The 12,901-nt window shown below is 54.9% G+C and carries 12 protein-coding genes; 11 read left to right on the top strand and 1 reads right to left on the bottom strand.

The features are described 5' to 3' along the window. The first annotated feature begins 601 nt into the window (after positions 1 to 601). Positions 602 to 2,116, top strand: coding sequence for an SH3 domain-containing protein (locus tag BMW41_RS14790; protein ID WP_207646897.1), 1,515 nt, complete (start codon positions 602 to 604; stop codon positions 2,114 to 2,116). A gap of 144 nt (positions 2,117 to 2,260) precedes the next feature. Then, on the top strand, positions 2,261 to 3,913 hold the full coding sequence (locus BMW41_RS12600; protein WP_074650445.1) for a D-alanyl-D-alanine carboxypeptidase family protein: 1,653 nt from the start codon (positions 2,261 to 2,263) through the stop codon (positions 3,911 to 3,913). 158 nt (positions 3,914 to 4,071) lie between these two features. Here BMW41_RS12600 and BMW41_RS12605 read toward each other — a convergent pair whose 3' ends face one another. Then, positions 4,072 to 5,106, bottom strand: coding sequence for a 3'-5' exonuclease (locus BMW41_RS12605; protein WP_074650447.1), 1,035 nt, complete (start codon positions 5,104 to 5,106; stop codon positions 4,072 to 4,074). Between the two features lie 212 nt (positions 5,107 to 5,318). Here BMW41_RS12605 and hisC point away from each other — a divergent pair, with 212 nt between their 5' ends. From hisC to BMW41_RS12650, 9 genes are all read left to right on the top strand, one after another. Further along, entirely contained in the window at positions 5,319 to 6,359 is a 1,041-nt protein-coding gene (gene hisC, locus BMW41_RS12610; protein WP_330387002.1) for a histidinol-phosphate transaminase, read from the top strand. Positions 6,360 to 6,445: 86 nt separating this feature from the next. Beyond that, on the top strand, positions 6,446 to 7,036 hold the full coding sequence (gene hisB / locus BMW41_RS12615) for an imidazoleglycerol-phosphate dehydratase HisB (RefSeq protein ID WP_074650451.1): 591 nt from the start codon (positions 6,446 to 6,448) through the stop codon (positions 7,034 to 7,036). A 3-nt stretch (positions 7,037 to 7,039) separates the two neighbouring features. Next, positions 7,040 to 8,119, top strand: a complete 1,080-nt coding sequence (locus BMW41_RS12620; protein ID WP_074650453.1) for an ATP phosphoribosyltransferase regulatory subunit — start codon at positions 7,040 to 7,042, stop codon at positions 8,117 to 8,119. Then, positions 8,116 to 8,769, top strand: a complete 654-nt coding sequence (gene hisG, locus BMW41_RS12625; protein ID WP_074650455.1) for an ATP phosphoribosyltransferase — start codon at positions 8,116 to 8,118, stop codon at positions 8,767 to 8,769. The genes BMW41_RS12620 and hisG overlap by 4 nt, the downstream gene beginning before the upstream one ends. A 1-nt stretch (position 8,770) precedes the next feature. Next, positions 8,771 to 9,382: an imidazole glycerol phosphate synthase subunit HisH gene (gene hisH / locus BMW41_RS12630; protein WP_074650457.1), complete on the top strand. Its 612-nt coding sequence runs from the start codon at positions 8,771 to 8,773 to the stop codon at positions 9,380 to 9,382. Positions 9,383 to 9,527: 145 nt separating this feature from the next. Then, complete coding sequence (gene hisA, locus BMW41_RS12635) at positions 9,528 to 10,250, top strand: 1-(5-phosphoribosyl)-5-[(5-phosphoribosylamino)methylideneamino]imidazole-4-carboxamide isomerase (protein WP_074650459.1); 723 nt, start codon at positions 9,528 to 9,530, stop codon at positions 10,248 to 10,250. A gap of 108 nt (positions 10,251 to 10,358) precedes the next feature. After that, on the top strand, positions 10,359 to 11,117 hold the full coding sequence (hisF, locus tag BMW41_RS12640) for an imidazole glycerol phosphate synthase subunit HisF (protein ID WP_074650463.1): 759 nt from the start codon (positions 10,359 to 10,361) through the stop codon (positions 11,115 to 11,117). 43 nt (positions 11,118 to 11,160) lie between these two features. Continuing rightward, positions 11,161 to 11,565: a phosphoribosyl-AMP cyclohydrolase gene (gene hisI / locus BMW41_RS12645; protein WP_242870355.1), complete on the top strand. Its 405-nt coding sequence runs from the start codon at positions 11,161 to 11,163 to the stop codon at positions 11,563 to 11,565. Between the two features lie 51 nt (positions 11,566 to 11,616). Then, positions 11,617 to 12,480, top strand: coding sequence for a histidinol-phosphatase (locus tag BMW41_RS12650; protein ID WP_074650461.1), 864 nt, complete (start codon positions 11,617 to 11,619; stop codon positions 12,478 to 12,480). The last annotated feature ends 421 nt before the right edge of the window (positions 12,481 to 12,901 follow it).

Raw genomic sequence — 12,901 nt, forward strand, 5'->3', positions numbered from 1 at the left:
TTAGGCTTCCGGCAGTATTTATATCGCGGAAAGAAAAATGTTCTTGCGCAAAGTATTCTGGTTGCGTTGGCATACAATATCAATAAGCTCCATTTTAAGATTCAAGGCAATCGGACCGGAACCTTTCTGACAGAGATGTCGAGAATTGCATAATTTTTAGTAGTTCAAAACAAAATCCAGAAAATGGAATCAGCCACATCAGTGGCTTTGTTAAAGTGCGTTTTCGAATCGTCTTTGCCTCACATAAACTTAAAATCAGCGGCGAAAGCCGCTGATTTTGCATACGAAAAGGTGCTGCGCACCAGTTGAAAAATCAACTAATGCGACAGCACCTTTGTGGTGCAAAAGCCGGACTGCGGCTGTGCGGCGAGACAATGGCCGGCCGCAGGAACATGGCTGTTATTTCAATCCTCTTAAGAATTCATTTTCACAGTGCAGAAAGCAGCAACTTCGATTATAATAAATTCGTATTTTGGCGAAAAAGACCGACGAGCGGAAACCGTTTTCAACGAAAGGCATCACCGGAGCGGATGCGGGCCGGTGGGCGGATTCCGGGACTGCCGGACAGCAGGATAGAAGCATGGCTAAAGGAGACAGAACAATGGCAGAAAAAGAGATAATCGCCAACACCGGGTGGGGAAAGATTCAGAACGGGGTTCGGGAGACCGAGCGCCTGATCGGACACAAAAGGTATAATGAGGCAATGATCTGTTCCAGAGAGACGCTGGAATTTATGGTGGCATGTCTGTGCGTCAAGAACGCGATTGAGAGCAGCAGTCTGATCGGCAGGATTGAGGCGCTGTACACCAGAGGTATCATTGACAAGATGACATATGAGCATTACAGCCGGATCCGCATGATCGGAAGCAAGGCGATCCACGATGCGGACAACAGCGCCTACAATGCGAATCTGGCGCATCATCTTCTCTCGCAGGAGGTTACGGTCTTTGCACATGATGAGGATATGATGAAGACCGTGGAGCAGGTTCTGCCGCAGGTGAATGAGGATCTTCAGGGAAAGTATGCCGATTTCCGCGGATCGGTGCTGGACGGTTCACCGGTAATGGTTTCTGCGGAGCGTCAGAACCCGGTTCCGGAGGGAGCGGTGGTTCCGCAGGAGAATGCGGTGCCGGTTCCGGAGGAACCGGAGATTCTGCAGGATCGCGCAGACCGGCTCTCAGACGAAGACACACTGCGTGAGGGAGCCGATCCGGTTCCGCAGGACACATTGCAGGAGAGCAGGAACCCGGAGGATTCCGTTTCGGCTTCGGAGGGCGAGCCTGTTCCGGAGTATGAGGAGGAAAACGGCCGGGGATACGGAGAAGAAAGCCTGCGGGAAGAGCAGTTTGAAGAGCCGGATCCGGACATCGAGGAGATTCCGGAGGAAGCGATTCAGGAGGAGGCAGCGGAAGAGAATGCCGCGCACCGTCCGTTTGAGCGGAAGCGTTTCCGCGGCGAGGAAGGCATGCTCAGCGATACGGACCGCGCGGTCGGCGGATTTGTGCAAGGAGAGGATACCCGCCGGATGCCGCAGGAGGAGCGCCGCAGACCGGCTCACCGCAGCTCCGGCATCGATCTGCAGATGCTGATTAAGCCGTTTCTTCTGATTCTGATCATTATCGTTCTGGTGGTTATCATTGTGCTGATCAAGCCGGCGGATGAGAAGAAGGATAATGCCGCAAAGACGGCGGAGGTTCAGACCACTGCGGCGGTGCCGGAAGAGACTGCCGCAGAAGAGAGCGCAGAGGAGGCAGCGGAAGCGTCGGCTGAGGCGGAAACGACTGCGGCAGAGACCACTGCGGCGGCAGAGACTACCGTGGCAGCGCAGACCACCGCGGCAGCGCAGACCACCGCGGCAGCGCAGACCACTGCGGCAGCACAGACCACTGCGGCAGCGCAGACCACCGCGGCAGCACAGACCACTGCAAAGTATTACACCAATGATACGGTTCGCGTGCGCAAGACCAGAAGCACCGAAGAGTCCAGCGTGATTTTGGCAAATCTGGCTCCGGGTGAGGCCGTTGAATATGTCCGTGATGCCGGTGAAGGATGGGCGGAGATCGTCTACAAGGGCCAGAAGGCATATGTGGCAAGCCGTTATCTTGTAAAGAAATAAGACAGGAGAAATCCGATGCGGGCTGAGAGAAATCCGGCCTGTGTCGGATTCTTGAGGATAAAGTTTGAAAGTAAACTTTCAAACTTTGATTGACGGCTCAAATAGACAAGCAAGCTTGTCTGCTTGAGCCTAGAGGACAAAAGTATGAAGAAACGATTCAGCCGGCTTCTGGCGACAGTCGGGACAGCGCTGCTGCTGGCGGTCACACCGGCCGCATCACAGCTTGGCAGTCCGGACTGTGTCTATGCGGAAGTCAACTGGCCGTCGGACTGCACGATCCGTGCGGACGCCGGTATCGTGATGGATGCGGCGACGGGAACGGTTCTGTATGGAAAAAACATCCATTCTGTCTACGCACCGGCATCGATCACCAAAGTTCTCACGGCGCTCATCGTTCTCGAAAAGTGCAGTCCGGACGATACGGTCACATTTTCTTATGAAGCGGTTCATAACGTGGAGGACAACTCTTCCAGCGCAGGGTATGACACCGGAGACAAGGCGACCGTGGAGACGCTGCTGTATGCTCTTCTTCTGAAATCGGCCAACGAGTCGGCAAATGCGCTGGCGGAATATGCGGGCGGATCAATCCCGGCGTTTGTCGAGCTTATGAATGAGAAGGCAAAGGAACTCGGCTGCGAGGATTCCCATTTCGCCAATCCCAGCGGTCTGAACGATCCGAACCACTATGTCAGCGCGTACGATATGGCGCTGATCACCCGAGCGGCGCTGGAGAACAGTGAATTCCGGAAGATCGTCGCGACGCCGTATTATGAGCTTCCGCCGAATTCCAAATATCCGGACGGACAGGGAATCTCGCCCGGCAACAAGATGGTGAAGTCAAACTGGAAGGAGCAGTACCGGCCTGACTGCATCGGCGGAAAGACGGGATATACCTCGCTGGCGCTGAATACGCTGGTCAATGGTGCCGAGCGGGACGGTTTCCGGGTGGTGACTGTCGTTCTTCACAGCGACGACACGCAGTATCAGGATACGTCCGCCATGATGGATTTTGCGTTCCGCAACTTCCGTCAGGTCCGCATTTCCGATTACGGCGGAAAGCTGGCGGAGCTGGGAAAGGACCTCTCGATTGCAGGACTTTCCGTGGAACGGGCAGCGCTTCCGAGTCTTGACCGGGAGAGCCGGATGGTGCTTCCGAAGGGCGTGCTCCCGGAAGAAGTCACAACGGAGATCAGTTATGATCTGCCGGACGACGCGCCGGCGGATGCCTCCGCGGTCGTGAACTGTATGCTGGACGGACAGACGGTCGGAAAGGGATATCTTAAGCTGGAAGTGCCGGAAGAGAGAACGGCCGATCAGACCGTGGACCGGCAGGTTGCATCGATTCTGAAGTCGGAGAGCCGGTCGGGAACCGATGCGGCGGAGGTCAACGTGCTGGGGTCCGGTTCTGCGGAGAAAGAGACCGGCGCGGCCGCGGCGGTCTCCGCGGGAGCGAAGGAAGTATCTCAGGCTGCGGAATCGCTGAATGACGGGATTCTGCAGGACATTCGGGATGCATGGGCCGGAATGCCGATGCGCTTCCGCGTGATCATGAGCGTGGTGACGCTGCTGATTGCCGGTATTCTGGGATATCATGCATACAGTCAGCGACGGAAAATGCGGGAGAGAGCTGCGGCAGAAGGACGGAGACAGCGGAGGGAGGAACGACTGAAGGAAGACGGACTTTCCCCTTCGGATATCCAGTTGATGACAGCGAAAAGACTGAAAAAGACGGAAATGAGGATGCCGGAAAAGAGGATTCTCCGGAGCGATGATCCGGAGAATCCGGATAAAGAATAAAGAATTACAGAATGAAAGAGTCAAAGAAAAAGAGTCAAAGAAAAAGAGCGCCCATCGGCGCTCTTTTTCTTTGACGGGACACGCAGCGAAATCCTTCGGGCTTCCTGCGTTTCTGGATGATCCACGGAACAGGGCAGATTCGGGTTTCGCGGATTCACTTATCGGTCCAAAACTTTTCTGCGGCCGGACGACCGGTGCGACTGATTCGCGGACTGTGCGGCATTTTCAGCGAGGCTGTTCAGTTTCAGGCGTTTTGCGCGCTCGGAACGTTTTCGCCGTACGTCTTCTTTCTTGCTGATGACAAGATCGATCCCAGACTGGTCGGTGATCTTTGTCGTCTTGACGGCAAATACGCCGCCGTCCTCGGCTTTTTTAATCCGGATCTTGCCCTTGATATATCCGTGTTCCGGACATACCGCAAGGCAGTAGTAGAACCGCTGATTGGATGAGAACCAGCGGATTTTTTTGCGAAGCGCTCGCTGACACTGACAGCAGACAACCTGCGTCAGCTTCCGGTCGGAAAGGGCTTCTTCGCGGGTTTCATACGGATGGGTCACGAATTTGTCGTAATCCGGGAAATGCAGGATGAACTCCGATTTCGGCTCGGGAAGCCGGTAGTAATCCACGGAAACATATTTTGACCGGGAGAAGAAATTCATCCGCTGCATCACGCAGGCGGTATACCATGCGTCATCCAGCGCGTGGTGAAACGGTCTCACCGTATCGATATGAAGTTCGGCAACGGCAGTATCCAGAGAATCCTTGGTGCGTTCCCCTTTGATCAGACTGTAGACCTTCTGCAGATCGTAGTAGAGAAACGGAAGATCGAAGGGAAGTTCGATCCCGTGATACACCATATTTCTCTGCAGTTCGGTCAGATCCATGGATCCCCAGGTACAGAAGACCGGATCGTCTCCGCACCAGTCCAGAAACTGGGTTATGGCGTCGCGGAAGCGGATGCCCTTCCGGTCAAGTTCTTCCATACTGATATGGGTCACTTCATATATTTTTTTGTGCATTTTCCGGTACACACAGGGCCGGATCAGCCGATCGAATTCCGATTCGATCTCCAGCCGGTCGTTCAGCCGTACTGCTCCGATCTCGATGATCTCAAACGGAAGAATCTCGTCATCGCCGGATCGCCGGTGAGGATTCTGATTCCACTCGAGGTCAAGAATAATATAATGGCTCATATGGTTGCACCTCACGATTATTGTAGCATACTCTCGCAGAATCATCGAGTAAAAGGTATGACAAAGCAAAGGGCAAAACAAAAACTTTTTTTGTTGTTCGCCCTGTCATTATGGTGTTGACAGAATCGCCATCGCAGACTAAGATAGCATTATGCACTTTAACGTGCTAATATGATAAAGCATACAAAGGGAGGAAGCAGATGTCGTCTTACATGAACAGCCGTTTTCGGAATCTTTCCCCATATACGCCGGGAGAGCAGCCGCAGGGACGGAAATATGTGAAACTGAATACCAATGAGTCACCATTTCCGCCGTCCGAGGGAGTTTTGGAAGCCGTGAACCGTTCCGAGGCTGAACTGCTTCGTCTGTATTCGGATCCGACGTCCGATCCGGTAAAAAATGTTCTGGCGGAGCGCTATGAGGTGGAGCCGGATCAGGTATTTGTGACCAACGGTTCCGATGAAGCGCTGAATTACGCGTTTATGGCGTTCGGCGAGGACGGGATCGCTTTCGCGGATGTGACCTACGGGTTTTACGGCGTCATCGCGGACTTTAACGGACTCAGGAGCCGTATCATCCCGCTGGAAGAAGATATGACCCTCGATCCGGACAAATATAAAGGGATACACATGGCGTGCGTCATCGCGAATCCCAATGCGCCGACGGGACTGATGGTTCCGGTGGACCGGATTGCCGGCATTGCGGCATCCGACCCGTCTCATGTAGTGATTGTCGATGAAGCCTATGTCGATTTCGGCGGCGAGTCGGCGGTCCGTCTGATCCGGGAATATAAAAATATTCTCGTCGTTCACACCTTTTCCAAATCCAGAAGTCTGGCCGGCGCCCGGGTTGGCTACGCCATCGGCGATGAAGCGCTGATCCGTGATCTGGAGACACTGAAATATTCCAGTAATCCTTATAATGTCAACCGGATCTCCATGGCGGCGGCAGTCGCTGCGGTCAAAGACGGGGAATACTACCGGAAGAATTGCCGGACAATTATGGAAAACCGCGCATGGACGGTGGAAGAGCTCCGGAAGCTGGGATTCTCCTGCCGGGATTCGCTGACGAATTTTGTCTTTGCGGAGCACCCGGATATGGACGGGAGAAAGCTGTATCTTGATCTGAAAGAGAGAGGGATACTGGTCCGCCATTTTGATTCGGAGCGGATCTCGAACTATAACCGCATCACCATCGGAACGAGGGAACAGATGGAATTTTTGATCTCCACGATCCGGGAACTGCAGGGCTGATACGGCGCAGAGATTCCGAAAGCGCCGATCGTTTTCGGAAAGTTATGGCAGCCGGATGCATTACATGACATAATGAGAGGACTTATATGAGAAAGACAGAATTACACCGTACCACGGCGGAAACGGATATTGTTCTGGAGATGGATCTGGACGGTGACGGCACGGCTTCGGAGATCGCGACGGGGGTCGGATTTCTGGATCACATGCTCACGCTTTTTTCGAGACACTCCGGGATTTGGATGAAGCTGTCCTGCAAGGGGGATACCTGGGTCGATGATCACCACAGCACCGAGGATATCGGTATTGCGATGGGGTGTGCGGTCGCCCGGGCGCTGGGCGATAAGCGGGGGATCCGGCGATATGCGTCGCTGACCCTGCCGATGGACGAGAGCCTGATCCTCTGTGCCGTCGACATTTCCGGCCGCGGCGGGTGCTATCCGGTGCTGGATTTTCCGTCCGAGAAGATCGGCACGTTTGACACGGAGCTGGTGGAGGAGTTTCTCCGGGCGTTTGCGGTCAATGCGGGAATTACGCTCCATGTCAGGAGAATTGCGGGAAGCAATTCGCATCACATTGCGGAGGGATGTTTCAAGGCGCTCGGGCGCGCGATGCGCGAGGCCGTCTCCATTGACCAGAGGTTCCGCACTGCGGTGCCGTCCACGAAAGGTGTATTGTAAACCATGAACAGCCAGAAATTTAATGATCTTTATCGAGCCTACGGATATCGCAAATTCAAGATGTCCAAGTTTGAACCGTATGATCTCTACTCCGATTACCGCGATTTTCTGACCAGCAGTCAGATCATCACCTTCAGCGATCTGGACGGCACGCTGCTGGCGCTGAAGCCGGACGTGACGCTCTCCATCATGAAGAACAACAACGGCGGAGAAGAGAAGGTCTATTACAATGAAAATGTCTACCGTGCAAAGAATCATCACTACCGGGAGATTCAGCAGGTCGGCGTGGAATGCGTCGGAGAGATTGACGCCTACTGTGAGGCGGAGATCCTGATGCTGGCCGCCAAGTCGCTGTCGCTGATCTCCGGCCGGTATGTTCTCCGGGTTTCCGACGCCGGTTTTCTGCAGAAGTTTCTCGCGGCCATGCGGCTTCCGAAGAAGACGGCAGATCAGGTTCTCGGGCTCTTTTCCACCAGAAACGGCGCGGGACTGGAGAAACTCCGGGCAGAAGGCAGTATATCCGATGCCGCGGCGCAGCAGCTTCGGGAGATGATGGATCTCTTTCTTCCGATGGAGCAGGGAATCGAGGCGATCCGGCGCTATGACATCATCGGCGATACGGTCCGCCATCTGGAAGAGGTCGCGGAGACGCTGAAGGCCTTCGGAGTGATCGACAACATTTACCTCGATTTTTCGCTGGTGAACAGCATGGATTATTACAATAAGATCATTTTCCAGGGGGCTGTGCCGGAGATCCCGTATGAGATCCTGTTCGGCGGCCGCTATGACCGGCTTCCGCAGAATATGGGGAAAAATGTCGGCGCCATCGGGTTTGCCGTGTACATGGATGAGATCGACAACTATATCTCCCACCGGAAAAAATTCGACGTCGATTATCTGATTTCCTACAGCGGTGATGGTGACACCATCGCCCGCATGGCATCGGTCAGCGCAAGACTCACGGCGGAGGGGCTGTCCGTCCGCACGGTACGGGAGGACAAGCGGGATGCCATGCAGCAGAAACCGCGCGCAAAATATGAACTGAGCCTGGAAGAGGCAGAAGCGGAGGTCGCGAAATTATGATCAATGTGGCATTGCCGAAGGGCAGACTGGGAGACCGGGCGTATGAGATTCTGGCAAAAGCCGGGTTTGAATGCCCCGCGATTCTTGAGAAGAACCGGAAGCTCGTGTTTGAGAATCCGGAGAAGGGCGTTCGCTACTTCTGGGTAAAGCCGTGGGACGTGGGCGTGTATGTGGAGAGAGGCGCTGCGGATGTCGGTATCTGCGGAAGAGATATTCTCCTGGAGAACCGCCCGGATATCTATGAGCTGGTGGATCTCGGCATCGGAAAATGCCGCATGTGCGTGGCGGGGCCGGCGGATTTCTATGATGACGGCCTCCGAACCCTGCGGGTGGCGACAAAATTCCCGAACATCGCGACCGATTACTATGAGAAGGTCGGACGGGACATCGATATCATCAAACTGAACGGATCCATCGAGATCGCACCGATCCTCGGACTTTCCGATGTGATCGTGGATATCGTGGAGACCGGAAACACGCTCCGGGAAAACCATCTGGCACCGCTGGAAACGGTGCTGGGGATCAGCGCAAGGTTTGTATGTAATAAGATCAGCTTTCAGTTCAAGCATGATGAGGTCATGCGGATGAAGAACGGACTTGAGGAATATGTGGCCGCACGGGAAGCGGAAAAGGCAGAAGGAAAGGCATAATATGGTTGCGATTATTGATTACGGGGTGGGAAATCTGTTTTCTCTGAAGAGTTCTTTCGCCCTGATCGGAAAGTCAGCGGTTGTCACCGGCGACCCTGACATCATCCGCAATGCGGATCATGTGATTCTTCCGGGGGTCGGAGCCTTTGGCGACGCGGTGAAAAAGCTTCGCGAGAGCGGACTGTTTGACGTGGTGAAGGAGATTGCGGCAGAGGGGAAACCCCTTCTCGGGATCTGTCTCGGAATGCAGCTTCTGTTCGACCGGTCGATGGAATACGGGGAGCACGAAGGGCTTGGACTCATTTCCGGAGAAGTGCGCAGTATCGTGCCGGTTCTCCCGGAGGGAAGCGATGTGCCGCACATGGGATGGAATTCGCTGACGTTCTGGAATTCGTGTCCGATCTTCCGGGATCTGAAAGAAGGGGAATTCGTGTATTTTGTTCACTCCTATGCGGCATTTGACTGCGAGAGAAGCCTGGCGGCGGTGACGGAATACCACGGGGTCCCGCTGACGGCAGCCGTCTTCCGCGGCAATGTCTTCGGCTGTCAGTTCCATCCGGAAAAAAGCGGAGAGACCGGCATGAAGATCCTGAAGGCTTTCTGCGAGATCTGAACCGGAAGCTCCGGAAATATCGTCCGGCAGGAACGGCCGCGGCGGAAAAACGTCATTTGAAGTAAATCTCCGGCGGCCAGTCAGGCGGAAAGGGATTCCGGCCTTCTGATCGCCCGGCACAAAGCACAGAACAGGAGAACGCAGTATGTATATCATTCCTGCAATCGATCTTTACGATAAAAAGGTAGTCCGCCTTCTCAAGGGCGATTACGCAAAGATGACCGTCTATTCCGACGATCCGGCCGCGGTGGCCTGTGATATCGCATCCCAGGGCGCACGGATGCTTCACGTGGTGGATCTGGAAGGGGCAAGAGAAGGACAGACTTCCAATTACGATGCGGTCCGCGACATCTGCGCAGCCTCCGATATGGAGGTGGAGATCGGCGGAGGCATCCGTGATATGGAAACCATTGAGAAATATCTTTCCGCCGGCGTTCGCCGTGTCATTCTCGGCACGAAGGCGGTCGAGGACGATTCCTTTCTCCGGGAGGCCGTGAAGACATACGGCGGGGACCGGATCCAGGTCGGGGTCGACGCGAAAGACGGAAAGGTGGCGGTGAAGGGATGGACGCAGGTGCTGGATGTCGATATGATCGATTTCATAAAGCATCTGGAGGACATCGGACTGGAGCATGCCATTGTGACGGACATTTCCCGTGACGGAGCGATGCGGGGGACGAATCTGGATCTCTATCGGACGCTGGCAAAGGTGAGCGGACTCAAGATCACCGCGTCGGGCGGAATCTCAAATTACGGGAACATCGAAGCATTGGTACAAATGAACGTCTGGGGCGCGATCATCGGAAAGGCAATGTATACCGGAGATATCAGACTGGAAAAGGCGATTGCGATGACAAAACTGCCGTAAGGGCGGATGCCGGAAGAGGAAGAAAACATTCCTGCAGGCGGGGATGCCGGAAGAGGAAGAAAACACTCCTGCAGATGGGCAGGGTTGTATCATCAGGAGAAATGTGAAATGATAACGAAGAGAATTATTCCATGCCTGGATGTGAAGCACGGAAGAGTGGTGAAAGGTGTAAACTTCGAGGGCCTTCAGGACGTGTCCGATCCGGTGGAACTGGCGGCCATGTACTCGAAAGCCGGTGCGGATGAGCTGGTGTTTTACGACATTGCCGCCTCCGCGGAGGGGAGAAAGCTGTTTACAAATGTTCTGACCCGGGTGGCGGGAAGTATCTTCATTCCGCTGACGGTCGGCGGCGGGATCAATTCCGTTGAGGACTTTGAACGGGTGCTGAAATCCGGCGCCGACAAGGTATCCGTGAATTCCGGCGCGATCCGGAATCCGAATCTGATTTCGAAGGCGGCGGAAAAATACGGCAACCAGTGCGTGGTGTTGTCGGTGGACGTCAAGCGGGTGGACGGAGCGTTCCATGTGTTCCGGAACGGCGGACGCATTGACACGGGGCTGGATGCCCTGAACTGGATCCGCTGGGGTGTGGAGCACGGCGCCGGCGAGGTGGTGCTGAATTCAATGGACACCGACGGCGTGAAGAAGGGATTTGATCTGGAGCTTCTCGAGCAGGTCAACCGTATGGTGTCGGTGCCAGTCATCGCATCCGGCGGCGCGGGAAGCATCGAAGATTTTGTCGAGCTCTTCCGCCGGATCCCGAATCTCTCCGCGGGACTTGCCGCCAGCATTTTCCACTTCGGAGAGGTGTCGATTACGGATCTGAAAAAGCGGCTTCGCGAGGAAAACATTCCGGTTCGCCTGTAAACGGACGGCGGACGGAAACATTGATCCATAAGGAGAAAACCCGATGATGACAGAAGAAGAGATTTACGCGGCCGCGGAGCGGGCGGGAAAACCCCGGTCACGGACGGGTAATTTTGAGATTGATCGGATCCGGTTTGACGAAAAGGGGCTGGTTCCGTGCGTGGTGCAGGATTCCCGGACAGGGCGGGTGCTGACCGTGGCTTACATGAACCGGAAGTCGCTGGAGATTACACTCTCCCGGGGTGTCACCTGTTTCTGGTCCAGGTCACGGCAGGAACTGTGGCTGAAGGGCGAGTCCAGCGGACATTTTCAGCACATTGTATCCATGGAGGCAGACTGTGATGCGGACGCGATTCTCGTCCGAGTCGAAAAGGACGGACCGGCCTGCCACAGAGGCACGGATTCCTGCTTTGACACGGATCTTCATGTGGAATTTGCGGCGGAGTGATCCACATCATTACGGTAAAACGGAAATACGGAGAACAAAGAGGACGGACAGATGCAGCTTTTGGAAAACTATCATACGCACTGCACTTTCTGCGATGGGGAGAATACTGCGGAGGAAATGGTGCAGGAGGCAGTCCGGCTCGGATTTGACCGGATCGGCATGTCGAGTCATGCGGACACCTGGTTTGATCCGGAATACCGTTTGGATACCGCAGGATATCTGAATGAGATCGCCCGGCTCCGGGAAGTGTACCGCGGCAGGATCGATGTGATCTGCGGCGTGGAGGCAGAGAACCTCGGCGTGGAGGATCCGGCGGGCGGCCGGATTCATCTGGGCGAAGCCGATGAGACAAGAAAAGCGGAATACCGGATCGGATCGACACATTATCTCCATGTCGGAGACGAGTATGTCGCAGTCGACAACACGGAGCGTGAGTTCCGCCGTCTTGCGGAGGAATATTTCCATGGCGATTATTACGCCCTCAGTCGCGCGTATTACGATTTGGAGTCGAAGGTGGTCGAAAATACCGAGTGCACGTTTATCGGGCATTTTGACCTGATTACACGCTTCAACGATACCCTCTGTGTGCTGGATGAGACGTCAAAGGCGTATCTGGATCCGGCTCTGGAAGTCATGCAGGCGTTGACCGAGACCGGTACTCCCTTTGAGATCAACATGGGAGCGTTTGCGAGAGGAAGAAAAAAAGAACCGTATCCGTCTCTTTTTCTTTTAAAGAAACTTCACGAATTCGGCGGAAGAATCGTCATCAGCTCGGACGCGCACAGGAAAGATCTGCTTTCCGGAGGCTTCCCCGAGGCGCAGGAAGCGGCGAAAGCGTGCGGTTTTACGCATACCAATATTATGGTCCGCAACGGGGCGGGACTTATCTGGAAAGAAGTGGCGCTGGACGAATAAGGAGACGGAGGCGCCGGAGTCCGTTGGCGGACACTGCTTCGGATTCTGAAAAAAACCGCAGGTCTGCCTGTCAGGCGGATCTGCGGTTTTTGGTGCGCCCGGCGGGCGCACGTTCTAAGGGGTGAAAGTCCCTGATCCGCCCGGCAGTGGGAAGGATGCAGCCAGAGGCAAGGGCTCCACCGTGAGGTGTGGGTCTGAAGGAAGCCCGAGGCAAAGCGCTGGCCTGACGAACAGGAATCCCGAACAGGCTGTGAAGCGTGGATGAGGCTGCCAAACAAGCCAAAGTCCAAAAACTGCACGGAACGCCAACAGTAGACGGGACAGGTATAAGTGTGAAAGAACGTGTGGGTACCCGGGGAGATCTCACGGACGCGGCAAAGACGATACAACATTCGCCGCCGCGGAGTAAAGCTTGCCGTGA

This window comes from [Clostridium] aminophilum (assembly GCF_900101295.1).
Classification (GTDB): Bacteria; Bacillota; Clostridia; order Lachnospirales; family Lachnospiraceae; genus Clostridium_R; species Clostridium_R aminophilum_A.